Below are 25,269 nucleotides of genomic sequence, written 5' to 3'. Positions count from 1 at the left end.
ATAGCGGCTTTCACGTCGTCCGAACGAACGACGCCGGCCAGGCCGCGCATCCCGCCATCATAGCGGCTCGCGCGCTCCATTCATGGGTTTCCGCCTTGTCGGCGGCGCCCGCCGGCCGTTTCGAACCAGCCCGCATGTTCACGCTTTCCGATTTCGATTTCAATCTGCCCCCCGAGCTGATTGCGCAAACCGCGCTGCCCGACCGTACCGCGAGCCGCCTGCTCGAGGTCGACGGCACCGTCGAGCCCGCGCGCCTCGTCGACCGCCGCTTCGCCGAGCTGCCGTCGTGCATCGCGCCCGGCGACCTGCTCGTGTTCAACGATACCAAGGTCCTGAAGGCGCGCTTCTTCGGCCAGAAGGCCAGCGGCGGCAAGATCGAGGTACTGATCGAGCGCGTGACCGGCACGCACACCGCGCTCGCGCAGATCCGCGCGAGCAAGTCGCCGGGCGCCGGCACGACGCTGCGCCTCGCCGACGCGTTCGACGTGACGGTCGGCGAGCGCGTCGAGCCGTTCTTCACGCTGATCTTCCCCGAGCCGTGCCTCGACCTGATCGAGCAGTTCGGCCGCCTGCCGCTGCCGCCCTATATCGAGCACGATCCGGACGCGACCGACGAAACGCGCTACCAGACCGTCTACGCGAGCAATCCGGGCGCGGTCGCCGCGCCCACGGCCGGGCTCCATTTCGACCAGCCGCTGCTCGAGCAGCTCGACGCGATGGGCGTCGAGCGCGCGACGCTGACGCTGCACGTCGGCGCCGGCACGTTCCAGCCGGTGCGCGTCGACAACATCGCCGAGCACAAGATGCACAGCGAGTGGTACGACCTGCCGCAGTCGCTCGTCGACAAGATCGCCGCGACCCGCGCGCGCGGCGGCAATGTGATCGCGGTCGGCACGACCTCGATGCGCGCGCTCGAAGCCGCGGCGCGCAGCGCCGACGAAGCCGGCCGCCCGCTCGCGGCGACGCAGGCCGAGACCGACATCTTCATCACGCCCGGCTACGCTTTCCGGATCGTCGACCGGCTCGTCACGAACTTCCACCTGCCGAAGTCGACACTGCTGATGCTGGTGTCGGCGTTCGCGGGCGTCGAGACGATCCGCGCCGCGTACCGGCACGCGATCGACGCACGCTACCGCTTCTTCAGCTACGGCGACGCGATGCTGCTCACGCGGCGCGATACGCCGGAGGCGCCGCGCGCGTAAGCGCGCCAGGCGCGACGACACGCCGGCCCGCGCCGGCCCGCGACCGCGCAGCGGCAGCTGCGCTTCGCGCCGTCGCGCGTCGCGCCGTTGTCCCCGCGCTGTCGCCCCCGTTTTGCTGCGGTACGCGCTACGATGGCGCGCACCCGCTTTTCCCCGCCGCCGGTTGCCCGGCGGCGTTTCCAACGTGCGCCGGACTGTTTTCCGGTGGCAAGGAGAATGACGCGATGACCGAAGGTTCATCCCACGATACGCACGCTCATCCGCACGCCCCCGTGCAGGACCGCCCCGCGAACGGGCTCGAATTCGAACTGCTGACGACCGACGGCCATGCGCGCCGCGGCCGCGTGAAGCTCAACCACGGCGTGGTCGAGACGCCGATCTTCATGCCGGTCGGCACGTACGGCACCGTGAAGGCGATCCAGCCGCGCGAGCTGCACGAGATCAAGGCCCAGATCATCCTCGGCAACACGTTCCACCTGTGGCTGCGCCCCGGCCTCGACACGATCGACGCGCATGGCGGCCTGCACGGCTTCATGGGCTGGAACAAGCCGATCCTGACCGACTCGGGCGGCTTCCAGGTGTTCTCGCTCGGCGACCTGCGCAAGATCACCGAGGACGGCGTCACGTTCGCGTCGCCGATCAACGGCGACAAGCTGTTCCTGTCGCCGGAAGTGTCGATGCAGATCCAGAAGGTGCTGAACTCGGACATCGTGATGCAGTTCGACGAATGCACGCCGTACGCGACCAACGGCGTGCCGACCACGCACAAGGAAGCGGCCGAGTCGATGCGGATGTCGCTGCGCTGGGCGAAGCGCTCGCTCGACGAGTTCGACCGGCTCGGCAACCCGAACGCGCTCTTCGGGATCGTCCAGGGCGGGATGTTCGAGGACCTGCGCGACGAATCGCTCGCGGGCCTGTCGGAGCTCGGCTTCCACGGCCTCGCGATCGGCGGGCTGTCGGTCGGCGAGCCGAAGGAAGACATGATGCGGGTGCTGCGGCACGTCGGCCCGAAGCTGCCGGCCCACAAGCCGCACTACCTGATGGGCGTCGGCACGCCGGAGGACCTGGTCGAGGGCGTCGCGAACGGCATCGACATGTTCGACTGCGTGATGCCGACCCGCAACGCGCGCAACGGCTGGCTGTTCACGCGCTTCGGCGACGTGAAGATCCGCAACGCGACGCACAAGAACTCGCTGAAGCCGCTCGACGCGAGCTGCACGTGCTACACGTGCCAGAACTTCTCGCGCGGGTACCTGCATCACCTGCACCGCGTCGGCGAAATCCTCGGCGCGCAGCTCAACACGATCCACAACCTGCACTACTACCTGCAGCTGATGAGCGAGATCCGCGACGCGATCGAGACCCATACGTTCGACGCATTCCGCCAGCGCTTCGTGGAGGATCGCGCGAGAGGGGTCGACTGACGGGCCGGCGGCCCGCAGCGCGCCCGTCACATAGGACGTGTACTAAATAATGCGTTCTGAGTGCCGGTCGCGACCGCCAAACATTACAATTGCCTTTCCAAACGAGTCGCAACGGTGTCGTTTCACGCTTAACAGCTTGATCCGAAAGCGCATTTGCCGAGCCGTTCGCGCATGGGGCCGGTGGTAGAATAACCGGCTTATTTTTCGATCTTCCCCTACGGAGAGACCAACGTGCCGTTCATTTCCAATGCCTTCGCGCAAGGCGCCGGTGGCGCCGAATCGAGCCTGATGAGCTTCCTGCCGCTCATCCTGATGTTCGCGGTGCTGTACTTCATCATGATCCGTCCGCAGATGAAGCGCCAGAAGGAACACCGCAACATGCTCGCGGCCATGGCGAAGGGCGACGAGGTCGTCACGAGCGGCGGCCTCGTCGGCAAGGTGACGAAGGTCACCGAAGGCTACATCGGCGTCGAGATCGCCGAAGGCACCGAAATCACCGTGCAGAAGGCTGCGGTCACGACCATTCTGCCGAAGGGCACGATCAAGTCGCTGTAAGGTTTTCACCGAGCGTCCGGCTCCCCGCGCCGTGCCCGCCTGACAGCGCGGGCCGCCGCGGCGCCGGACGCGACGCTTTCACGCCAACCACCCGTTCGGCCCCCTCATGAATCGTTATCCACTCTGGAAATATGTCGTGATGGTCGTGGCGCTCGCCATCGGCCTTCTGTACACATTGCCCAACTTCTTCGGTGAAGCGCCGGCGGTGCAGGTGTCGAGCGGCAAGGCCACGGTCAAGCTCGACTCGACCACGCTGACCCAGGTCGAATCCGCGCTCGCGTCCGCGCAGATCACGCCGGACGACGTCACCTTCGAGAACACGGCGTCCAACGCGAACATCCGCGTGCGCCTGAAGGACACCGATACGCAGCTGCGCGTCAAGGACCTGCTGCAGAAATCGCTGAACACCGACCCGAACGATCCGCAGTACGTCGTCGCACTGAACCTGCAGAGCGCGTCGCCGCGCTGGCTGACCGCGCTGCATGCCCTGCCGATGTATCTCGGCCTCGACCTGCGCGGCGGTGTGCATTTCCTGCTCCAGGTCGACATGACGGGCGCGCTCACCAAGAAGCTCGACTCCGACGCGTCCGACGCCCGTGCGCTGCTGCGTGACAAGAACATCCGCGACGGCGGCGTGAGCCGCGTCGACCAGTCCGTCGTCGTCAACTTCAGCGACGCGCAAACGGCCGAAGACGCCCGCAAGGTGCTCGCCGCGTCGGTCACCGAACTGCAATGGGCGACCCAGCCCGGCGGCGGCGGCACGCAAGTCGTCGGCACGTTCACGCCGGCCGTGCAGAAGGCCGTCGAGGACGCCGCGCTCAAGCAGAACCTGACCACGCTCCACAACCGCGTGAACGAACTCGGCGTGTCCGAGCCGATCCTGCAGCAGCAGGGCAGCGACCGTATCGTCGTCGAACTGCCGGGCGTGCAGGACACCGCGAAGGCGAAGGACATCATCGGCCGCACCGCGACGCTCGAGGCGCGCCTCGCCGATCCGCTCAACACGCACCCGAACCCGAACGACCCCGTGCCGCCGGGCGAGGAGCTGTTCACGCAGGGCAACCAGGCGCCCGTGCTGCTGAAGAAGGACGTGATCTTCACCGGCGACCGCATCATCGATGCGTCGGCCGGCTTCGACGAACACCAGCGTCCGTCGGTCAACATCCGCCTCGACTCGGCGGGCGGCCGCTCGGTGCGCGCGGTGTCGCGCGAGAACATCGGCAAGCCGATGGCGATGGTGCTGTTCGAGAAGGGCAAGGGCGAGGTGCTGACGGTCGCGACGATCCAATCCGAACTCGGCGACCGCTTCCAGATCACCGGCCAGCCGACGCCGCAGGCGGCGGCCGACCTCGCGCTGCTGCTGCGCGCCGGTTCGCTCGCCGCACCGATGGACATCATCGAGGAACGCACGATCGGCCCGAGCCTCGGCGCGGACAACATCAAGATGGGCGTCCACTCGGTGATCTGGGGCTTCTGCGCGATCGCCGTGTTCATGATCGCGTACTACATGCTGTTCGGCGTGATCTCGGTGATCGGCCTGTCGGTGAACCTGCTGCTGCTCGTCGCGGTGCTGTCGCTGATGCAGGCGACGCTGACGCTGCCCGGTATCGCCGCTATCGCACTCGCGCTCGGCATGGCGATCGACTCGAACGTGCTGATCAACGAGCGCGTGCGTGAAGAACTGCGCGCCGGCCAGCCGCCGCAGCTCGCGATCCAGGCCGGTTACGCGCATGCGTGGGCGACGATTCTCGACTCGAACGTCACGACGCTGATCGCCGGCCTCGCGCTGCTCGCGTTCGGCTCGGGCCCGGTTCGCGCATTCGCGATCGTGCACTGTCTCGGCATCCTGACGTCGATGTTCTCCGCGGTGTTCTTCTCGCGCGGGATCGTCAACCTCTGGTACGGCGGCCGCAAGAAGCTGAAGTCGCTCGCGATCGGCCAGGTGTGGAAGCCGGAAGGCGCCACGGCCGGCGCCGCCGGTGCAGCGTTCGGCGCGGCCGACGAATCGACCGACACCGCGCGCGCCGCGAAGCTCGCCGCACCCGCGAAGGGCGACGCACCGCGCGCCGGCAAGCCGCAGCTGCGCAACCGCGCGCAGCAAGGCGTGTCGCCGAAGAAACCGGGCTCGACCCAATAAGGCCCCGGAGACGAAGCCATGGAATTTTTCCGCATCCGTAAAGACATTCCGTTCATGCGGCACGCGCTGGTGTTCAACGTGATCTCGCTGGTCACGTTCCTCGCCGCCGTGTTCTTCCTGTTCCACCGCGGGCTGCACCTGTCCGTCGAATTCACCGGCGGCACGGTGATCGAGGTCCAGTACCAGCAGGCCGCGCAGCTCGAACCCGTGCGCGACACGCTCGGCAAGCTCGGCTATGCCGATGCGCAGGTGCAGAACTTCGGCACGTCGCGCAACGTGCTGATTCGCCTGCAGCTGAAGGAAGGCCTCACGTCCGCGCAGCAGAGCGACCAGGTGATGACCGCGCTGAAGGCGCAAAGCCCCGACGTGACGCTGCAGCGCGTCGAGTTCGTCGGCCCGCAGGTCGGCCGCGAGCTTGCGACCGACGGTCTCCTCGCGCTCGCGTGCGTGGTGATCGGCATCGTGATCTACCTGTCGATCCGCTTCGAATGGAAGTACGCGGTCGCCGGTATCATCGCGAACCTGCACGACGTCGTGATCATTCTCGGCTTCTTCGCGTTCTTCCAGTGGGAGTTCTCGCTGGCGGTGCTCGCGGCCATCCTCGCGGTGCTCGGCTACTCGGTCAACGAGTCGGTCGTCATCTTCGACCGGATCCGCGAAACGTTCCGCCGCGAACGCAAGATGAGCGTGCAGGAAGTGATCAACCACGCGATCACGACCACGATGTCGCGGACGATCATCACGCACACGTCGACGGAAATGATGGTGCTGTCGATGTTCTTCTTCGGCGGCCCGACGCTGCACTACTTCGCGCTCGCGCTGACGGTCGGCATCATGTTCGGCATCTACTCGTCGGTGTTCGTCGCGGGCTCGCTCGCGATGTGGCTCGGCATCAAGCGCGAAGACCTGATCAAGGAAAAGAAGACCGCGCACGATCCGGACGATCCGAACGCGGGCGCGCAGGTTTAAGCGCCGTATCGCTTCGGCTGATACCGGAAGGCCGGTCCCTCGTGGACCGGCCTTTTTTCATGGGCGAGCCGCCGCCCTCCTCGTCCGTCGCGACTGCACGGACCGTCGGCTACAATCGCGTCACCGTCCCGCCCCGCCACCCGCCGAAGCCGCGGTCCTCATGATGCCAGCCACGCGTGTCGTTCATCGCATCGTCGCCTGGAGTACCGGTGCAGCCGCCGCGGCTGCGTTCGTTGCATGCGCATCGGCCGCGCGCGCGCAATCCGCGTCCGCGCCGCCTGCCGTCCCGCCTGCGGCCCCGTCCGCGGCCGCGGCGGCCGCTGCTGCCGCCGCGTCGCAACCGTCACCCTGCCCGCCCGACTGGGAACCGCAACTCTGCGAACTGAAGGCCGCGGTCGACGTGCTGAAGAAGCAGCACCTGACCGACGTCGACATCGGCGCGCTGCTCGACGCCACCGTGCACGACGGGATCAAGACGCTGCCGCACGCGCGCTTCTTCAACGCGAAGGAGGAGCAGGAACGGCGCGACGACGAGCGCCGCGCGCGCGACGGCACGCCGGGCATCGGCATCGTGTTCGAGACACGGCCCGACGGGCTGCACATCCTCGACGTCATCCCCGACGCGCCCGCCGAACAGGCCGGCGTGCGGCCCGACGATCTCGTCGTCGCGATGAACGACCGGAGCGTCGTCGGCATCGACAGCAGCGAGGTCGTGAAATTCGCGAAGGGCGACGCGGGCGTGCCGCTGAAGCTCACGGTCCGGCGCGGTCCGAACCACGTGACGCTGACCTTCGCGCCGGTCCGCGCGATCGTCCGGCCACACCCGGCGACGACGAAGCGGCTCGCCGGCGACATCCTGTACACGCGGCTGTCGAGCTTTCCGGAGCCCGCGGTCGGCAGCTATATCGACGCGGTGCAGGCCGCGCGCCGCGCGGGGCCGCCGGTGAAAGGCGTGATCCTCGACCTGCGCATCAACGGCGGCGGCGCGCTGAATGCGGCGATCGGCATCACCGCGCTGTTCGCCGGGCGCGACCGTACCGCGATGATCACGCTCGAGCGCGACGGCACGAAGCGCCGCCGCTTCACGACCAACTGGCCCGACTACGAACTGCCGGTCATGCGCGGCCAGGATCCGCTCGCGCCGCTGCAGGCCGACGACTGGTGGCGCACCGTGCCGCTCGTGGTGCTCGTCGACGGACAGAGCGCGTCGGCCGCCGAAGCGACGGCGGCGGCACTGAAGGATCTCGGCCGCGCGCGGCTGCTCGGGATGCCGACCTACGGAAAGGGACTCGCGCAGACCGGCGTCGACCTGATCGACGGCACGCGCCTCGCTTTCACGTTCGCGCGCAACCTGCGGCCGAACGGCTGCCCGATGGACGGCTACGGCGTCGTGCCGGACTGGCTCGTGCCGCCGCGCCGCGACTCGGACGTCGACGGCGTGCTGCTGTGGTACCGCGAAGTCGATCTCGCCCGCGCGCCGTATGCGGACCTGCTCGCGCCCGACCCGTTCGCGCAGGTTCGCAAGGCACGGCAGGCACTGCGCGAAGCCCGCGTGCGCGCGAAGATCGATACGGCGAAGAGCGCGGCGCTTCCGCAGCGCGAATTCGGCACGGCAAGTGACTGGCAGCTTCAGCAAGCGCTCGACGCGCTCGCCGGCCGCCCGGTGCAGACCGTCGCTGCACCGGCGCAACTGATGCCGGCGCAGCCGGTATGCGAGCGCGGCGAGCACTGACGTGCCGTCGGACCGACCGCATCGGCCGCGGTGGTAGATTGAACGCTCCGTCACCTCCGGACCGAAGCCGATGACACACGCCAGACCACGCCGCTCCATCCGCGCATTCCTCGAACATCCGCTCGCCGTGGGAATCGCCTGTGCACTGATCGGCAGCGCCAGCACCTGGATCGTCAACCACGAGATGGCGCGCGCCGACGAGCAGCGCAAGGCCTTCGATGAAGCGTGGGGTCGAGCCGAGCTTTTCGCCGAGAAGCAGGCACGGTACGACGATGTCGCGGCACTCGACGCGCTGGCGGCAGAGATGCCGCAAAACCCGGTGTCGCCGCTCCTCCGGAAGCACTATCGCGCGCTCGGTGCCGATGCGCAACGTGCTCGAGACGACGCACGCGATGCACTGGCCACTCGGCGCCTGCTGCTCTCTAAACCACAGTACGACGCCACTCACCGCTTCATCGAAACGGTATCCGCGACGAACCCGGCCGGCCGGCAGAACATCCCGGCCGATCTCGAAACGCTGCGCGCGACGGCAAAGACGCTGCGCGATACCGACGGCTGATCGACGGCCGCCCTTCCCGATCACCGGAACCCGAACCGCCGCCGCAACACCACCAGCGCCGCGAGGCTCAGCACGGCCGCGAACATCAGGTAGAAGCTCGGCGCGGTCTTCATCCCGGTCGCGCGGATCAGCCACGCGATGATGAACGGCCCGAAGCCGCCGAAGATCGTCACCGCGACGTTGTACGCGAGCGACATCCCGGTCGTGCGCGTCTGCACCGGAAACACTTCGGACAGCAGCCCCGGCAGCGCCGCGAAATAGCCGGTCATCAAAAACGCGAGCAGCACCTGCAGCGCGATCAGCGTGCCGAAGCCCGGATGCGCGACGAGATACGCGAACGCCGGATAGATCAGCACGAGAATGCCGACGGCCGGCGCGAGCATCACGCGCACACGGCCGTAACGATCCGACCAGTGGCCGACGAGCGGCGCGAACGCCATCTGGATCACGCCGACGACGAGGATCGCCGCGAACGCGGCCGACGGCGCGAGGCCGAGCTGCTTCACGCCGTAGGTCGGCATGAACAGCACGAGATAGGTCGCGACGGTGCCGAGCACCACCACGCCCATCGCGGCGACGAGCCGCGCCTTGTGCGACGCGAACGTGTCGCGCAGCGGGTTCGCGGTGCTTTCCGCCGCGAGGAATTCGGGCGTCTCGTCGACCTTCGAGCGGATGTAGTACGCGACGGGCCCGAGTAGCAGTCCGAAAAAGAACGGGATGCGCCAGCCCCACGCGGCCATCTGCTCGGCCGTGAGCTGCGCGTTCAGCACGGTGCCGAAACCCGCCGCGAGCAGCGTCGTGAGCCCCTGGCTCGCGACCTGCCAGCTCGCGAAGAAACCGCGCCGCCCGGGCACATGCTCGGCCAGGAACGCGGTCGCGCTGCCGAATTCGCCGCCGGCCGAAAAGCCCTGCATCAATCGCGCGGCGACGAGGATCAGCGGCGCCGCGACGCCGATCGTCTGGTAGGTCGGCAGTACCGCGATGACCAGCGTGCCGGCCATCATCAGCAGGATCGACAGCGTGAGCGCGGCCTTGCGGCCCGCGCGGTCGGCGTACGCACCGAGCACGATCGCGCCGAGCGGGCGCATGAAGAACGACACACCGAACGTGCCGAGCGTGAGCAGCAGCGACACGGTGTCGTTGCCGGCCGGAAAGAACAGCTTCGAGATCGTCACCGCGAAGAAGCCGTAGACGACGAGGTCGAACCATTCGAGCGCGTTGCCGATCGACGCGGCGATCACCGCGCGCCATACGCGCGACGACGAAGCAATGGAGCTGGACTGCGTGACGGCGTGCATCGGCGATCTCCTTGTCGTTGTACGTTCTGTCCGACGCGTCCGTTCTCGCGCCGCGAGCTGTGCGCACGATTATAGGCGCGCAAAAAAAACCGCCGCGCCCCCGAACAACGGGAGCGCGGCGGCTGGCACGCGACGGGCCGGCGAGCGTGACGCGGCGGCCGGCCCGGCCGGGCGCGTTACTGCTGCTTGACGGCTTCGGCCGTGATCAGCAGCTTTGTCTTCATCTTGAAGCCGTACTGCTTGCCGTAGTCGAGGCCGAAATCGTCGCGGCTGAATTCGCCGACCGCGTCGACGCCGCACACTTCACGCTTGAGCATCGGATGCGGCATGCACTTGAACGAATCGATCTTCAGCGTGAGCGGCTTCGTGACGCCGTGCAGCGTCAGGTTGCCGACCACCGACACCGGCTTGTCGCCGTCGAACTTGATGGTGCCCTTGTAGTTCGCCTGCGGGAACTTGGAGACGTCGAAGAACTCGGCCGTCTGCAGGTGCTCGTCGAGCTTCGCGCTGCCCGTCTGGATCGACGCGACGTCGGTCGTCACGTCGACCGTGCCGGTCTTCGCCGCGCGGTCGAGTGTCACGCTGCCGCTCGACTTGTCGAACTTGCCGCGCCAGACCGACAGGCCGCCGAAGTGGTCGGCCTCGAAGCTCGGGTACGTGTGGCTCGGGTCGAACTGGTACGTCGCGCTGTCGGCGAATGCCGAGAACGACAGCGAGGCGGCCAGCGCGCCCGCGGCGATGATCAGATGCTTTTTCAAATGCTTTCTCCTTGGAACAGCGCCGCGCCCTCGCGCGGCATTCGGGGTGATGCGACAGCCCGCCGCTTACTTCGTGGCGACGAGATGGAACTTGATCTGCACTTCGTCGGCGACGATCGACGTGTCCTTCCACTCGCCGGTGCCGACGTTGAACGCCGAACGCTTGATCGGCAGCACGCCGTCGAAGGTCTGCGTCGCGCCGCTCTGCGTGACCGTGACGGGCACGGTGACGGTCTCGGACTTGCCCTTGATCGTCAGCTTGCCGGTCACGTTGTACTTGTTGCCGCCGGCCGGCGCGATCGCCGACGACGCGAAGGTCGCCTGCGGATACGCCTTCGCGTCGAACCAGTCCTTGCCCGTGACCTGCTCGTTGTACATCTTGTCGCCGAGGTCGAAGCTCGCGATGTCGATCGACATTTGCGCGCTGCCCTGCGCCGCCTTCGCGGGGTCGAACTTCACCTGCGCGGAGAACTTCTTGAACGCGCCTTCGGTCGGCACGTTCATCTGCTTCGACACGGCGGACACCTTGCTCTTCGAGAGATCGACGTCGGCATGCGCCGCGGCCGACGCGACAAGTGACACCGCGGCGAACGCGGTCAGCATGGAGCGGGAGAAAGACACTTTCATGGGATCCTTCATTTGGCGGAGGGAAGCATCCGCGACAGCAGGCCGTCGCGGTCCAACAACTGGTGCTTGAGCGCCGCGAGCACGTGCATGGCGACGAGCGCAAGCAGAATGTAATTCAAGGACACGTGCAGCGTCTTGAAGGTTTCCTTCAGCACCGGATCGGGATCGATCAGGCGCGGCAGCGGCACGATGCCGAGGTAGACGACCGGGATGTTCGATGCCGAGCTGTACAGGTAGCCCGTTACCGGGATCACGATCATCAGCACGTACAGCAGCATGTGCACGCCGTGCGACACCGCGCGCTGCCACGCCGGCGTGTCGCCCGGCAGCGGCGGCGGCACGTGGGTCGCGCGCCACAGCACGCGCACGACGGCCAGTGCGAACACCGTCACGCCGATCCACTTGTGCCACGAGAAGTACTTCAGCTTCGTCGGCGTGAAGCCGGGGATGTCGGTCATGACCCAGCCGAGTGCGAAGCCGCAGACGATCAGCAGCGCGATCAGCCAGTGCAGCGCGATCGCGGTGTGCGCGTAGCGTGCCGGCCCGGCCGGCGGCGATTTCGATGCCATCTTGGATTCCTCAGTTGAGCGAACGGCTGCGCCGGCCCATTCGTCCGACGCTTGTCAAGGCCGCCATGCTACCGCAACCTTTTGCCACGCGCGGACTCTGAGGACACGCGCGCCAGCCGGCTGCCATGTTTACGCCATGTTACCGACCGGTCACGCGGCAACCGGGCGTTGACACGTCGAAAAAGCCGTTTTGGTAAGATTGGCGCGGGTTCCGGCCCCGTCGACGCGTCTCCCGCCCGTCGCACAACCGCTTTTCCCATGCAACGACACGACCTGATTGCCTGCCACGAATGCGACGCACTGTTGCATAAACCGCACCTCGCGCGCCGCGAAATCGCACGCTGCCCGCGGTGCGACGCGCTGCTCTATCGCGACAGCACCACGCAGATCGAGCGAATCAGCGCGCTGGCGGTCGCGGCGCTCGTCACGTTCATCATCGCGCAGGGGTTCCCGATCCTCGAAATGGACCTGAACGGCACCCGCGTTCAGACGACGCTGATCGGCGCGATCGACGCGCTGTGGCATCAGGACATGGAGATCGTCGGCGTGATGGTGTTCTGTTCGACCGTGCTGTTCCCGCTCGTCGAGATGGCCGCGCTGCTTTACGTACTGCTGCCGATCCGGCGTGGCGTCGTGCCGCCGGGCCTGAACTTCGTGCTGCGCATGATCCAGTTCGTGCGGCCGTGGGGGATGATCGAGGTGTTCATGCTCGGGATCCTCGTGACGATCGTGAAGATGGTGAGCCTCGCGCGCGTCGTGCCCGACGCGGCGCTGTTCGCGTTCGCCGCACTCACGCTGATGACCGCCGTCGTGCTGATGTTCGATCCGCGCACGCTGTGGGACATGGCCGACGACCTGCGCGCCGGGCGCTCGCCCGTGCGGCCCGACAACACCCCGCCGCGACCGGAAGCCCCCCGCCGATGACGACGCCGACCGCCGCCCGCGAGGGCTACGCCAGCTGCCACGCATGCGGGCTCGTGCAGACGATCGACCATCCGCACGCGCATTGCGCGCGCTGCGGCAGCGCGCTGCACATCCGCAAGCCGAACAGCATCATGCGTACGTGGGCGCTGCTGATCGCGGCCGCGATCCTCTATATCCCGGCGAACCTGCTGCCGATCCTGCACACGTCGTCGATCGTCGGCTCACAGGAAGACACGATCATGAGCGGCGTCATCTATTTCTGGACGTCCGGCGACTGGCCGCTCGCGGTCGTCGTGTTCGTCGCGAGCATCCTCGTGCCGATGCTCAAGCTCGGCGTGCTGACGATCCTCGTCACCAGCGCGCAGCGGCGCGCCACGTGGCGGCCGCTGCAGCGCACGCGCCTGTTCCGGATCGTCGAGCGGATCGGCCGCTGGTCGATGCTCGACATCTTCGTCGTGACGCTCACCGTCGCGCTCGTCCATTTCCGTTCGCTCGCCGTCATCACGGCCGGCCCCGGCGCGCTCGCGTTCGGCTCGGTCGTGATCCTGACGATGCTCGCGTCGATGCAGTTCGATCCCCGCCTGATCTGGGATCCAGTCGAAACCTCAGGGAAACACCATGAATAGTCCGCAAGGCCCGCAGCACGATGCGTCCCGGCCGCCCGATCCCGCGATCTCGACGAAAAGCGGCTGGCTGCCGTCGCTCGTCTGGCTCGTGCCGCTGATCGCCGCGCTGATCGGCATCGGCCTCGTGATCAAGTCCGTGCGCGAGCGCGGCCCGGAAATCTCGATCAGCTTCCACAGCGCGGAAGGGCTCGAGCCGGGCAAGACGCAGGTCAGGTACAAGGATGTCGAGATCGGCACGGTCAAGACGATCAAGCTGTCGAAAGACCTGTCGCGCGTGCTGGTGCAGGTGCAGCTGAAGAAGGAAGCCGAGGACTTCGCGATCAAGGGCTCGCGCTTCTGGATCGTGCGTCCGCGCATCGGCGCGACGGGCGTGTCGGGGCTCGGCACGCTGCTGTCGGGCGCGTACATCGGCGTCGATGCCGGCCACGGGCAGGACACGCAGACCGACTTCACCGGCCTCGAGACGCCGCCGCCCGTGACCGGCGACCAGAAGGGCACGCAGTACGTGCTGCGCGGCGATTCGCTCGGCTCGGTCGACATCGGCTCGCCCGTCTACTACCGCCGCGTGCAGGTCGGCCAGGTGGTCGGCTTCTCGCTCGACAAGGACGGCACCGGCGTCACGTTCAACGTGTTCGTCAATGCGCCGTACAACCAGTACGTCGGCGTGAACTCGCGCTGGTGGCAGGCGAGCGGCGTCGACCTGCGGCTCGATTCGAGCGGCCTGAAGCTGAACACGCAGTCGCTCGCGACGGTGATCCTCGGCGGCATCGCGTTCCAGACGCCGCCGAACCAGGACAGCGGCGCGACGGCGCCGAACAACACGACCTTCCGCCTCGGCTCCGACGAGGCCGACGCGATGCGCGATCCGGACGGCCAGCCGCTGCAGGTCGTGATGAACTTCAACCAGTCGCTGCGCGGGCTCGCGGTCGGCGCGCCGGTCGACTTCCGCGGCATCGTGCTCGGCGAAGTCACGAACATCGGCATCGACTTCGATCCGAAGACCAAGAACTTCCTGATGCCGGTGACGATGAACGTGTATCCGGAGCGGCTCGGACCGCGCTTCCGCGAAACGATCGAAAGCAAGGGCGAACCGGCCCGCCGCGAGATCGTCGAGCGCCTGGTCCAGCACGGGCTGCGCGGCCAGCTGCGCACGGGCAACCTGCTGACGAGCCAGCTGTACGTCGCGCTCGACTTCTTCCCGAAGGCGCCGGCCGTGAAGATCGACACCGCGCGCCAGCCGCTCGAGCTGCCGACCGTGCCGAACACACTCGACGAACTGCAGCTGCAGGTCGCCGACATCGCGAAGAAGCTCGACAAGGTGCCGTTCGACCAGATCGGCGCGAACCTGAACAGCGCGCTGTCGAATGCCGACAAGCTGTTCAAGCAGCTCGACACGCAGGTCGCGCCGGAAGCGCGCGACACGCTGTCGGCCGCGCGGCAGACCTTCTCGACCGCCGAGGTGACGCTGCAGCAGGATTCGCCGCTGCAGTCCGACGTGCGCGGTGCGCTGAAGGAACTCACGCGCACGCTGCAATCGCTGAACGCGCTCGCCGACTATCTGGAGCGCCATCCCGAATCGCTGCTCAAGGGCAAATCAGGAGATCGATAATGACGACGACACGCGTGAACGTCCTCGCGAGCGGCGCGGCGGCAGTGTTCGCCGCACTCGCGCTCGCCGCGTGCAGCTCGCCGCCCGCGCGGTTCTATACGCTGAGCCCGGCCGACGCCGCGGCGCCCGTGCGCACCGCGCCCGCCAACCCGCCGTTCCTGATCGAGGTGCCGTCCGTCGGCGTGCCCGAACAGGTCGCGAAGAACCAGCTCGTCGTGCAGAAGAACGCCGCGCAGGTCGACGTGCTCGAGCAGGAACGCTGGGCCGCGCCGCCCGCCGACGAGATTCGCCGCGCGCTGTCCGACGACCTCGCCGCACAGCTCGGCACGATCGACGTCGCGAATTCCGCGTATCCGGCCGGCGTGCCCGTCTATCGGATCAGCGTGAACGTGCAGCGCTTCGAGTCGTGGCCCGGCAAGCGTGCGGCGATCGATGCGGTGTGGAGCGTGCGCGCGCTCGGCACGCAGGCACTGATGACCTGCCGCACGAGCGTCGCGGAACCGGTCGCCGACGGCTACGACGCGCTCGTCGCCGGTCACCGGCGCGCGCTCGACGTGATTGCATCGCAGGCCGCGTCCGGCGTGCGCGCGCTCGCCGCGCGGCGCGGCTCGACGGCTGCCTCGACCCCGTCGACGACCGCGTCCGGCAAGGCGGCGGCCGCCGCGCCCGTCATACCCTGCCCGGCCAATCCGACGCCCGGCGGCGACGCGAGCGCGAGCGTCAAGTCCGGCGCGTAAGCGCGGCGCGCGGCTGGCGTCCGGTGCCTGCGCGCCTGCGACCGGATTCGGCACGCGCCGCCCGATAGTCCTCGTCGGCATCGATCCGCGTGCGCGCGCCGCCGCGCACGCGAACCCGCCGCCCTCGTCGCCACGGCCGACGCAGCACGGCATCCATCGGCCGGACGGCCGCTTTGCAGTGTTTGTCAAAATCCGCCGGAACCGGCGCCATGCAATGCGGTCGGCTTGCGTTTTCGCGCCCGATTGACGATCCTACGCACTTTCCGGCGCGTGCCGCGTGCCACCTGTCGCGCGCGCCAGCCGGCGGCGATCCGCCCGTTGTGTCCCGTCCGGCCGCCGCGTCTCCCGGAGCTCGCACGCGTGTTCGCGTGCACCGCATCGGGGCAGCCGCATCGCGGGTCGCCGCGCATCGCGCCGGCATCCCGACCAGCTTCACCGTTCTCGCCGGCGCCGCGCCGTGTGTTCCCGCCGGCATCCCGAACCCGCCCGTCCAGGGCCATCGCTATTCCGTTTATGTTTCGTTCCCTGACGACCCTGATCAAGAAGTGGCGCGCGTCGCGCAATGCGGGCCACCAGCTCGATGCGCTGCTCGCGCATGCCGACGCGGACGCGCCGTACGCCGAGCGCAGCGAATGGCTGATCGAGCTCGCGCACTGGCTGCGCCGCAACGGCGCGATGCAGGCCGCGCACGACACGCCGGCCGCACGCGATGCCGACGCACGCGCGTATCCGGCGCACGCGCGGCTGCGCTACCTGTTCCACGTGCTCGACCGCAACCCGGCATGGAAATCGCACGCGGCGCGCATCCTGCGCGGGATCCTGCGCGAATGCGACGGCATCTCGCTGCTGTGCGACGCGGGGATGCCCGTGCATTCCGGTTTCTTCGGCGCGCTGTTCGAGCGCATCGACTCGTCGCTGATCCCGCCGGCGCCGAACCGCCGCGAGCTGACGGCGCTGTTCACGCTGATGTTCCCGACGCCGGAAGACGCGCAATGGATCGACGCGCTGCCCGATGACCTGCTCGCCCGCCTCGCCGAGCTGATCTCGTTCGACGTCACCGACGAAGAACGCCACGAGCCCGGCTCGTTCTCGCGCGACCTGCTGGCCGCGCTGCACAACCTGACCTGCCAGATCAGCTCGACCGGCCTGTCGCAGACGGTGCGCAGCCGCCTGTCCGACGACGACGCGCGCAAGCCGCTCGAAACGCAGCCGTTCTACCGCCTCACGCGTGCGATGCTCGCGGTCGAGACCGCCCACGCGGCCGTCGAGGACGGCGGCGACCCGAGCAAGCTGCTGCACGAGGTGAATTACCTGCGCGTGCTGCTCGACGAATGCCGGATCGCGGTCGACGACGTGTTCGCGCACCTGTACCGCAACGGCGTGTCGGTCGACATCGTGTTCCAGGTCGAACGGATGCGCATGCGCATCCTGCGCGCGGAACTGCTGCTCAACGCGTGGATGGCACGCGACGACCTGCGCGGGATGGCGCGTCTGACGGCCGAGCTCGTCGACGCGAACCAGAACAGCCAGAGCGTGTCGCACCTCGTGCGCAGCAACTTCTCGCTGTTCGCGCGCAAGCTCGTCGAGACCAACGCGGACACCGGCGAGCACTACATCTCGCGCGGCCGCGCCGAGTACCTGAAGATGCTGCGGATGGCCGCGGGCGGCGGGCTCGTCACCGTCGTGACCGTGTGCGTGAAGTTCGCGATCACGGGCGCGCACCTGCAGTCGATGCTCGAAGGGCTGCTCGCGGGCGTCAACTACGCGGCGAGCTTCATGCTGATGCACTTCCTGCACTTCACGCTCGCGACCAAGCAGCCCGCGATGACCGCGCCGACGCTCGCGCGCGAGCTCGACGACACCGGTCACGAGGAAGGCGTGAAGGCGTTCGTCGCGTCGGTGGTCGCGCTGATCCGCACACAGGCTGCGGCGATCTCCGGCAACGTGCTCGTCGTGCTGCCCGTCTGTCTGCTCGTGCAGCTGTTCGCGGGCAACCTGCTGCACGCGAACCTGATCTCGCCGGAGAAGGCGCACGCGACGCTGCATTCGTTCTCGCTGCTGGGCCCGACGCCGTTCTATGCCGCGCTCACGGGCGTGCTGCTGTGGGCGTCGAGCCTGCTCGCGGGCTGGGCCGACAACTGGTTCGTGCTGCACCGGGTCGGCGACGCGCTCACGTACAACCGCCGGCTGCGGCTCACGCTCGGCGCGCCGGGCGCCGCGAAACTCGCGCACTTCTGCCGCTCGAACGTCGCGGGCGTGGTCGCCAACGTCGGCCTCGGCCTGATGCTCGGCCTGATCCCCGCGATCGTCACCGTGTTCCTGTTCCCGTTCGAAGTGCGGCACGTGACGCTGTCGGCCGGCTCGATCGGGATCGCGCTCGGCGTGCTCGGCAAGGGCGCGCTGAGCACGCCCGAACTCTGGTGGGCCGGCGCCGGCGTGCTGAGCATGGCGATCCTCAACGTGCTCGTGAGCTTCGCGCTCGCGTTCACGATGGCCGTGCGCTCGCGCAGCCTGCGCCGCACCAAGGTGCGCGCGCTGGTCGGCGCGATCGTCCGCACGGTGCTCGCGAAGCCGTCCGCGCTGTTCTGGCCGGCCGGCGGAACGGCCGCGCGCGCCGGCCAGACGGGCTCGCACTGAGCGTTCGACGGCGGCGCGCCTGCCCGGGCGGGCGCCGCCGCGCGGCCCGGCGGGCCGCCGTCACGGCCGGCCGACCCGCGCCGGCGTCCCGAATCCGACGCAACGCCGGCCCCGGGCGCCCGCGCCGCGTACAATAGTGGACTTTTGCACGTCCTCACCCGCCTTATGTCCTCGCCCACCCTGTACGAATTCTTCGCTCCCTGCCCGCGCGGCCTCGAAGCGGCGCTTGCCGCCGAGCTGGCCGAAATCGCCGGCCGCCATCTGGACGGCGCGCCGTTCACCGCGGGCGCGCAGGTGCCGGGCGGCGTCCATTTCCGTGGCGGCTGGGCCGCCGGCATGGCCGCGAACCTCCATTCGCGAATCGCGAGCCGGATCCTGCTGAAGATCGCGCACCGCCCGTACCGCAACGAACAGGACGTCTATGCGCTCGCGCTCGAGCAGCCGTGGGAACGCTGGTTCGCGTCGACGCAGACGCTGCGCGTCGACATCACCGCGATCAAGTCGCCGCTGAAGAGCCTCGAGTTCGCGACGCTGCGCGTGAAGGACGCGATCTGCGACCGGATGCGCGACAAGACCGGTTCGCGCCCGAGCATCGACACCGGCGCGCCGGACGTGCGCGTGTTCGCGTTCCTGACGGCCACCGAGTGCACGCTGTACCTCGATACGTCCGGCGAGCCGCTGTTCAAGCGCGGCTGGCGCCTCGACAAGGGCGCGGCGCCGCTGCGCGAGAACCTCGCGGCCGGCATCCTGCGCCTGACGGGCTGGACGCCCGGCACCGCGCTGTACGACCCGATGTGCGGCAGCGGCACGTTCCTCGCGGAAGCCGCGCAGATCGCGCTCGGCGTCGCGCCGGGCGTCGAGCGCCGGTTCGGCTTCGAGAAGCTCAAGCAGTACGACATCACCGCATGGCAGGGCCTGAAGGTCGCGGCGCTCGACGCGAAACGCGCGGCGCGCGGCAAGCGCGATTCGCTCGGCGTGTACGGCAGCGACATCTCGGGCGACATGCTCGAGAAGGCGCGCGCGAACCTCGAGCGCGCGGGCGTGCCGTCGGTGTGGCTCAAGCAGGTCGACGCGCGCGGCATGACGCCGCCGTGCGACGGCCCGGGCATCATCCTCGCGAACCCGCCGTACGGCGAGCGGATCGAGGTGCGCGGCCGCAGCGCGCGCGGCGAGGTGCGCGAGACGGGCCGCAACCGCGGCAACGACGACGCATTCCGCCGCACGCACACCGACGCGCCGGACAGCGAGTTCTTCAACGCGCTCGGCGATGCGCTCAAGCAGCGCTTCACCGGCTGGCAGGCGTTCCTGCTGACGTCGGACCGCTCGCTGCCGGGCCAGTTGCGCCTGCGCGAATCGGCGAAGACGCCGCTGTTCAACGGCGCGCTCGAATGCCGGCTGTTCCGCTTCGACCTGATCGCCGGCAGCGTGAAGGCACGCCCGGCCACGCCGGAAGGCGACGCCTGATACGCGAGGCGGCGGCTGCGGCCGCCTGCTGACACCGTGACGATGCCCGGCCAATCGGCCGGGCATTTTTCTTTCCGCCGCACCCAGGCGAGCGGCGCCACGCGCGCCGCCGAAGTTCCGCGCGGTCGTTGTGGGAGCGAAGCCGCCATTTGTCGGCGTCATTTGTCAGCGTCGCCACGACTACTGACAGCACGCTGTCAGCAGCCCCCGGTCACACTGCAATCCCGGCGCAATGCAAGGCTGGTTTCCATCAAGAACCCGAACAACACGGAGCTCGTCATGACGTCCGCAACTGCAACCGACACCGCAACCCTGGAACGCGCGATCGCGTGGTTCGACATCCCGTCCCTCGATTTCGACCGGGCGATCCGTTTCTACGAAACCGTGCTGCAGACGACGCTGCAGCGCGAAGTCATCGGCGGCGTGCCGATGGCCATGTTCGATCACGAAGCGTCGAGCACGGGCGGCAGCATCGTGTTCGATCCGCAGCAGATGAAGCCGAGCGCGAACGGCGTGCTCGTCTACCTGAACGCCGGCGAGTCGGTCGTCGCGGCACTCGAACGCGCGAAGCGCGCGGGCGGCGTCGTGCAGGGCTCGGTCGTCGAGTTGCCGAACAACTACGGCTACATCGGCTACCTGATCGACACCGAAGGCAACCGCGTCGGCCTGCACGCGCCGAAATGCCACTGAGCGCGTCCACGCTCCGGCGGGCACGGCGCTATCATCGCGAAGTCCCCGTAGCCGTTGGAGTCGAGGTGCAGCCATGACGCGCCGTGCCGACCGCCTGTTCCAGATCGCCGAGCTGCTGCGCGGGCGACGTCTCACGACCGCGCAGCAGCTCGCCGACTGGCTGTCGGTGTCGCCGCGCACGGTCTATCGCGACGTGCGCGACCTGCAGCTGTCGGGTGTGCCGATCGAAGGCGAAGCCGGCATCGGCTACCGGCTGAACCGCAACGCGAGCCTGCCGCCGCTCACGTTCACGGCCGAGGAGCTCGCGGCGCTCGCCGCCGGCGCGCGCATGCTCGAGACCTGGGGCGGCGCGCGCTTCGCGGGCGGCGCGCGTTCGGCGCTCGCGAAGATCGCGTCGGCGATGCCGGCCGACAAGCGCACCGCGCTCGATCGCCTGCCGGTGTTCGCGCCGTCGTTCCACATCGACGAGACGTTCTGCGCGAAGGTCGACGCGATCCACCAGGCGGTCGACACGCATCACGTCGTCAGCTTCGACTACCGCGACCGGCTCGGCGCGCACACGAAACGCCGCGTGTGGCCGCTCGGGCTCGTCTACTGGGGCGGACGCTGGACGATCGGCGCATGGTGCGAGCTGCGCGACGACTTCCGCACCTTCGACATCGCGCGGATGGGCGACATCTCCGTGCACGAGCAGTTTCCGGACATGGAAGGCCGGCGGATCGCCGACTACATGCGGATCGCGGAAGCGCCGATGCGCTGAGGCGGGGAGAGCCGCTGCCCGCTGAATGCCGCGCCGCGGTTCGGCGGTTCGGCGGTTCGGCTGTTCGGCTGTTCGGCTACCTGGTTGTCCGGCGGTCTGGCTGGCTGTCCGGCCGCCCGACTGTCTGGTTGTCTGGCTGTCTGTCCGGCTGCCCGACTGTCAGGCCACCTCGCCGCCATTCGCACGCCGGGGCGTCCGCGCCCCGGTCGCACCCGTCACTCGCCGAACACCACCGACCGCTTCGGCCGCTCGTCGACGTGCAGCGAAAACACGTCCGGGCGCGCATAGTGCCCGACCACATCGAAGTCGTAACGCGCGCGCACGAGTTCATCGGTATCGATACGCGCGGTCACGAGCCCGGCCTCGCCGATCAGCGGCTCGGTCAGCAGGTCGCCGAGCGGCCCGACGATCACGCTGCCGCCGCGGATCAGCGGCCGCTCCGGATCCCAGCCCGGCACGTCGATGCCGAGCGCGCGCGGCGACGGCTGCACCTGGCAGGCGCTCACGACGAAGCAGCGTCCCTCGTGCGCGATGTGCCGCATCGAGCTTTGCCACAGGTCGCGCTCGTCGACGGTCGGCGCGCACCAGATCTGCACGCCTTTCGCATACATCGCGCAGCGCAGCAGCGGCATGTGGTTCTCCCAGCAGATCACAGCGCCCGCGCGGCCCGCGGCCGTGTCGACCACCGGCAGCGTCGAGCCGTCGCCCTGCCCCCAGATCAGCCGTTCGGTGCCGGTCGGCATCAGCTTGCGGTGCTTCGCGACGAGCCCGTCGCGCGGATCGAAGAACAGCGCCGTGCAGTACAGCGTGCTGCCGCCGCGCTCGATCACGCCGACCACGAGGCTCGCGCCCGTGCGCTGCGACAGCGCCGCCAGTTCGTCGGTTTCGGGGCCCGGCACGTCGATCGCCTGCGCGGCGTAGCGCGCATACGCGTCGCGGCCCTCGGGCAGCCGGTAGCCGAGCCGCGTGCCGAAGATCTCGCCTTTCGGATAGCCGCCGAGCACGGCCTCGGGCAGCACGACGAGCGACGCGCCGCTGTCGCGGATCGCGGTTTCGTAGCCGAGGATCGTGTCGAGCGTGGCGCGCGTGCCGGCGGGCGATGCGCCGATCTGCAGCGCGGCGATGACTGAGGTGGACATGAGGACGTCTCCGGTGAATGGGGTGACGCCATCTTTATCGATATCATTTCATCGATCAAATCGATACAACGATAACTGACATGAATACGGATGATATCGCCGGGCTCGACCTGAACCTGCTGAAGGTGTTCGAGGCGCTGTACGAGGAAGGCGGCGCGAGCCGCGCGGCGCTGCGGCTCGGCCTCACGCAGTCGGCCGTCAGCGCGGCACTCGCGCGGCTGCGCGTAATCTACGCCGACCCGCTGTTCGTGCGCACCGGCCGCGGGCTCGCGCCGACGCCGCGCGCGGACGAGCTCAAGCCGATCCTGTCCGACGCGCTCGACCGCTGCCGCGCGAGCCTCGCGATCGCGGCCGACGGCGGCGAGCGGGTCGGCCGCACGATCTCGATCGGGCTGTCGGACGACTTCGAGATCGCGCTCGGCCGCGCGCTGATCGACGCGGTCGCGCGGGAAGCCGCGGGCATCCGGCTGATCTTCCGGCAGACCCACAGCGGCATCGCGGGCGACGCGCTGCTGCGGCACGGCGTCGATCTCGCGATCGCGTCGGGCGGGTTCTCGGCGAACGGGCTCAGCCGGCGCGCGGTCGCGACGGGCGGCTACGCATGCCTGATCGATCCGGCCGGCCGGGCGCGCGCGCCGCGCACGCTCGCGCTCGCCGATTTCCTGCGGCGCGATCACCTGCTCGTGTCGTCGGGCGGCGTGATCGGGATCGTCGACGAGGCGCTGGCCGCGCTCGGCCACAAGCGGCGCGTGGCGGCGTCGACCACGCATTTCGCGGCGCTGCCGTACCTGCTCGCCGGCTCCGACGCGGTGGCGACGATACCGGCGCACGCGGCCCGCGCGATCGCGCAGTCGACGTCGCTGCGTGCGCTCGCGTGCCCGGTCGAGCTGCCGCGCTACCCGGTGGAAATCGGCTGGCGCACGAGCACGCAGCGCGACCCGGCGATCGTGCGCGTGCGGGACACGATCGCCGCCTGCGTCGCGACGATCGTCGCGCCATAAAAGGGCGTGATACGGCGTGCACTGGTGAGGCGAGGGCGCAAGACCGGGGTCGGATTCGTCTAACGTAATGGCCGGCAGCGTCCGGGCGCAACCGGTAAAATGCCGATCCATGAAACCCGAAATCTGGACCCCGCATGTGACCGTCGCGGCGCTCATCGAGCGCGCCGGTCGCTTTCTCGTGATCGAGGAAGAAACCTCGACGGGCCTGCGCATCAACCAGCCGGCCGGCCATCTCGAGGCCGGCGAGACGCTCGCCGACGCCGTGATCCGCGAGACGCTCGAGGAAACCGCGCATCCGTTCGTCCCCGATGCGCTCGTCGGCGTCTATCTCGCGCACTACGACCGCCCCGGCAGCGCCGGCGCGACCTACCTGCGCTTCACGTTCTGCGGCACGGCCGGCGAGCCGCTGCCGGGCCACGTGCTCGACGACGGCATCGTCCGCACGCTGTGGATGAGCGCCGACGAGCTGCGCGCGTGCAGCGAGCGTCACCGCTCGCCCGCGGTGATGCGCTGCGTCGACGACTATCTGGCCGGGCGGCGCATTCCGCTCGATTTCGTGCACACGCATTCGGTCGCGCCGCGCCCGGAAGCATTCGACCGTCAGGCGGTAAACAAATGAGCAAGCGCCGTGTAGTAGTGGGCATGTCGGGCGGCGTCGATTCGTCGGTGACCGCGTGGCTGCTGAAGGAACAGGGATACGACGTGGTCGGCCTGTTCATGAAGAACTGGGAAGACGACGACGACGGCGAATACTGCTCGACGCGCCAGGACTGGATCGACGTGGTGTCGGTGGCCGACCTGATCGGCATCGACGTGGAAGCCGTGAACTTCGCGGCCGAATACAAGGACCGCGTGTTCGCCGAATTCCTGCGCGAATATTCGGCCGGCCGCACGCCGAACCCGGACGTGCTGTGCAACGCCGAGATCAAGTTCAAGGCGTTCCTCGACCACGCGATGTCGCTCGACGCGGAAATGATCGCGACCGGCCACTACGCGCGCGTGCGCGAGCGCGACGGCCGCTTCGAACTGCTGAAGGCATTCGATCATACGAAAGACCAGTCGTACTTCCTGCACCGGCTGAACCAGGCGCAACTGTCTAAGACGATGTTCCCGCTCGGCGAGATCCCGAAGACGAAGGTGCGCGAGATCGCCGCGCAGATCGGCCTGCCGAACGCGAAGAAGAAGGACTCGACGGGCATCTGCTTCATCGGCGAACGGCCGTTCCGCGACTTCCTGAACCGCTATCTTCCGACGAAACCCGGCCCGATGAAGACGCCGGACGGCAAGGTGGTCGGCGAGCACATCGGCCTCGCGTTCTACACGTTCGGCCAGCGCAAGGGCATCGGCCTCGGCGGCAGCAAGAGCGGCAGCGGCGAGCCGTGGTTCGTCGCGGCGAAGGACATCGCGTCGAACACGCTGTACGTCGTGCAGGGCCACGACCATCCGTGGCTGCTGTCGCGCGAGCTCGTCGCCGGCAACGTGAGCTGGGTCGCGGGCGAACCGCCGGCCGACGGCTTCGCGTGCGGCGCGAAGACGCGCTACCGGCAGGCCGATGCGGCATGCGCGTTCGGCGCCGCCGCACCCGGCCCGGCCGGCGAAGCCCGCTTCTCGCTCGCCTTCGACGACGCGCAATGGGCGGTCACGCCCGGCCAGTCGGCCGTGCTGTACGACGGCGAGATCTGCCTCGGCGGCGGCATCATCGAGTTCGCGGCCACCGGCCAGCCCGGCCAGACGGCGCCGGCACCGGCGGCCGCCCGCGCGGGTGCGCTCGCCGAAGCACGCTGACATCCATTCGGTTTAGACTTGCGGCACGCCGCGCCCGGCGGAACACGATTCCGCCGCGGCCGGTGCG

The 25,269-nt window shown here is 68.7% G+C and carries 23 protein-coding genes; 18 read left to right on the top strand and 5 right to left on the bottom strand.

The genetic code is table 11. The annotated features are described in order from the left end of the window. Positions 1 to 134: 134 nt before the first annotated feature. From queA to U4Z64_RS10880, 7 genes are all read left to right on the top strand, one after another. Positions 135 to 1,202, top strand: coding sequence for a tRNA preQ1(34) S-adenosylmethionine ribosyltransferase-isomerase QueA (gene queA / locus U4Z64_RS10910; protein ID WP_044844023.1), 1,068 nt, complete (start codon positions 135 to 137; stop codon positions 1,200 to 1,202). A 224-nt stretch (positions 1,203 to 1,426) separates the two neighbouring features. Continuing rightward, complete coding sequence (gene tgt, locus U4Z64_RS10905) at positions 1,427 to 2,626, top strand: tRNA guanosine(34) transglycosylase Tgt (RefSeq protein WP_321819933.1); 1,200 nt, start codon at positions 1,427 to 1,429, stop codon at positions 2,624 to 2,626. A gap of 231 nt (positions 2,627 to 2,857) precedes the next feature. Continuing rightward, a complete protein-coding gene (gene yajC, locus U4Z64_RS10900; RefSeq protein WP_006476868.1) occupies positions 2,858 to 3,181 on the top strand; it encodes a preprotein translocase subunit YajC in 324 nt (107 codons plus the stop codon). A gap of 106 nt (positions 3,182 to 3,287) precedes the next feature. Continuing rightward, the gene (gene secD, locus U4Z64_RS10895; RefSeq protein WP_044844021.1) at positions 3,288 to 5,318 is read left to right on the top strand and encodes a protein translocase subunit SecD; all 2,031 of its coding nucleotides are present in this window, start codon (positions 3,288 to 3,290) and stop codon (positions 5,316 to 5,318) included. Between the two features lie 18 nt (positions 5,319 to 5,336). Then, positions 5,337 to 6,287 carry a protein translocase subunit SecF gene (gene secF / locus U4Z64_RS10890; RefSeq protein WP_044844020.1) on the top strand — a complete coding sequence of 317 codons (951 nt, stop codon included), beginning with the start codon at positions 5,337 to 5,339 and terminating at the stop codon, positions 6,285 to 6,287. A gap of 160 nt (positions 6,288 to 6,447) precedes the next feature. Next, positions 6,448 to 8,019, top strand: a complete 1,572-nt coding sequence (locus tag U4Z64_RS10885; RefSeq protein WP_321819932.1) for a S41 family peptidase — start codon at positions 6,448 to 6,450, stop codon at positions 8,017 to 8,019. Between the two features lie 70 nt (positions 8,020 to 8,089). Beyond that, positions 8,090 to 8,578: a hypothetical protein gene (locus tag U4Z64_RS10880; RefSeq protein ID WP_321819931.1), complete on the top strand. Its 489-nt coding sequence runs from the start codon at positions 8,090 to 8,092 to the stop codon at positions 8,576 to 8,578. A gap of 20 nt (positions 8,579 to 8,598) precedes the next feature. Here U4Z64_RS10880 and U4Z64_RS10875 read toward each other — a convergent pair whose 3' ends face one another. The 4 genes from U4Z64_RS10875 to U4Z64_RS10860 form a co-directional block, all read right to left on the bottom strand. After that, the gene (locus U4Z64_RS10875; protein WP_321819930.1) at positions 8,599 to 9,876 is read right to left on the bottom strand and encodes an MFS transporter; all 1,278 of its coding nucleotides are present in this window, start codon (positions 9,874 to 9,876) and stop codon (positions 8,599 to 8,601) included. A gap of 176 nt (positions 9,877 to 10,052) precedes the next feature. After that, complete coding sequence (locus U4Z64_RS10870; RefSeq protein WP_044844018.1) at positions 10,053 to 10,634, bottom strand: YceI family protein; 582 nt, start codon at positions 10,632 to 10,634, stop codon at positions 10,053 to 10,055. A 66-nt stretch (positions 10,635 to 10,700) separates the two neighbouring features. After that, positions 10,701 to 11,261: a YceI family protein gene (locus U4Z64_RS10865; protein ID WP_124520275.1), complete on the bottom strand. Its 561-nt coding sequence runs from the start codon at positions 11,259 to 11,261 to the stop codon at positions 10,701 to 10,703. Positions 11,262 to 11,269: 8 nt separating this feature from the next. After that, positions 11,270 to 11,830 carry a cytochrome b gene (locus U4Z64_RS10860; RefSeq protein WP_044844017.1) on the bottom strand — a complete coding sequence of 187 codons (561 nt, stop codon included), beginning with the start codon at positions 11,828 to 11,830 and terminating at the stop codon, positions 11,270 to 11,272. Between the two features lie 258 nt (positions 11,831 to 12,088). Here U4Z64_RS10860 and U4Z64_RS10855 point away from each other — a divergent pair, with 258 nt between their 5' ends. The 8 genes from U4Z64_RS10855 (at position 12,089) to U4Z64_RS10820 (ending at position 21,277) form a co-directional block, all read left to right on the top strand. After that, a complete protein-coding gene (locus U4Z64_RS10855) occupies positions 12,089 to 12,754 on the top strand; it encodes a paraquat-inducible protein A (protein WP_124551333.1) in 666 nt (221 codons plus the stop codon). Then, positions 12,751 to 13,380: a paraquat-inducible protein A gene (locus U4Z64_RS10850; protein WP_124487981.1), complete on the top strand. Its 630-nt coding sequence runs from the start codon at positions 12,751 to 12,753 to the stop codon at positions 13,378 to 13,380. The genes U4Z64_RS10855 and U4Z64_RS10850 overlap by 4 nt, the downstream gene beginning before the upstream one ends. Next, positions 13,373 to 14,989 (top strand): intermembrane transport protein PqiB, encoded by a 1,617-nt coding sequence (locus U4Z64_RS10845; RefSeq protein WP_044844014.1) that lies wholly within the window; start codon positions 13,373 to 13,375, stop codon positions 14,987 to 14,989. The genes U4Z64_RS10850 and U4Z64_RS10845 overlap by 8 nt, the downstream gene beginning before the upstream one ends. Beyond that, positions 14,989 to 15,726: a PqiC family protein gene (locus U4Z64_RS10840; protein ID WP_321819929.1), complete on the top strand. Its 738-nt coding sequence runs from the start codon at positions 14,989 to 14,991 to the stop codon at positions 15,724 to 15,726. Before U4Z64_RS10845 ends, U4Z64_RS10840 begins: the two co-directional genes overlap by 1 nt. Positions 15,727 to 16,239: 513 nt before the next feature. Next, positions 16,240 to 18,363, top strand: coding sequence for a site-specific recombinase (locus U4Z64_RS10835; RefSeq protein WP_321819928.1), 2,124 nt, complete (start codon positions 16,240 to 16,242; stop codon positions 18,361 to 18,363). 165 nt (positions 18,364 to 18,528) lie between these two features. Then, positions 18,529 to 19,827 carry a THUMP domain-containing class I SAM-dependent RNA methyltransferase gene (locus U4Z64_RS10830; protein ID WP_044848269.1) on the top strand — a complete coding sequence of 433 codons (1,299 nt, stop codon included), beginning with the start codon at positions 18,529 to 18,531 and terminating at the stop codon, positions 19,825 to 19,827. A 279-nt stretch (positions 19,828 to 20,106) separates the two neighbouring features. Further along, positions 20,107 to 20,517 (top strand): VOC family protein, encoded by a 411-nt coding sequence (locus tag U4Z64_RS10825; protein ID WP_044848270.1) that lies wholly within the window; start codon positions 20,107 to 20,109, stop codon positions 20,515 to 20,517. Positions 20,518 to 20,590: 73 nt separating this feature from the next. Further along, on the top strand, positions 20,591 to 21,277 hold the full coding sequence (locus tag U4Z64_RS10820; protein ID WP_044848271.1) for a helix-turn-helix transcriptional regulator: 687 nt from the start codon (positions 20,591 to 20,593) through the stop codon (positions 21,275 to 21,277). 215 nt (positions 21,278 to 21,492) lie between these two features. Here U4Z64_RS10820 and U4Z64_RS10815 read toward each other — a convergent pair whose 3' ends face one another. Beyond that, a complete protein-coding gene (locus U4Z64_RS10815; protein ID WP_044848272.1) occupies positions 21,493 to 22,416 on the bottom strand; it encodes a carbon-nitrogen hydrolase family protein in 924 nt (307 codons plus the stop codon). 80 nt (positions 22,417 to 22,496) lie between these two features. Here U4Z64_RS10815 and U4Z64_RS10810 point away from each other — a divergent pair, with 80 nt between their 5' ends. The 3 genes from U4Z64_RS10810 to mnmA all read left to right on the top strand — a co-directional run bounded on the left by U4Z64_RS10810 (position 22,497) and on the right by mnmA (position 25,202). Next, a complete protein-coding gene (locus U4Z64_RS10810) occupies positions 22,497 to 23,417 on the top strand; it encodes a LysR family transcriptional regulator (protein WP_124520272.1) in 921 nt (306 codons plus the stop codon). A gap of 109 nt (positions 23,418 to 23,526) precedes the next feature. Further along, entirely contained in the window at positions 23,527 to 24,036 is a 510-nt protein-coding gene (locus tag U4Z64_RS10805) for an NUDIX hydrolase (protein WP_044848274.1), read from the top strand. Beyond that, positions 24,033 to 25,202 (top strand): tRNA 2-thiouridine(34) synthase MnmA, encoded by a 1,170-nt coding sequence (mnmA, locus tag U4Z64_RS10800; RefSeq protein ID WP_124487986.1) that lies wholly within the window; start codon positions 24,033 to 24,035, stop codon positions 25,200 to 25,202. Before U4Z64_RS10805 ends, mnmA begins: the two co-directional genes overlap by 4 nt. Positions 25,203 to 25,269 lie beyond the last annotated feature (67 nt).

This window comes from Burkholderia sp. BCC1996 (genome assembly GCF_905339955.1).
GTDB lineage: Bacteria > Pseudomonadota > Gammaproteobacteria > Burkholderiales > Burkholderiaceae > Burkholderia.
The sequence above is the reverse complement of the archived record's forward strand: the minus strand, read 5'-3'. Positions and strand labels throughout refer to the sequence as shown.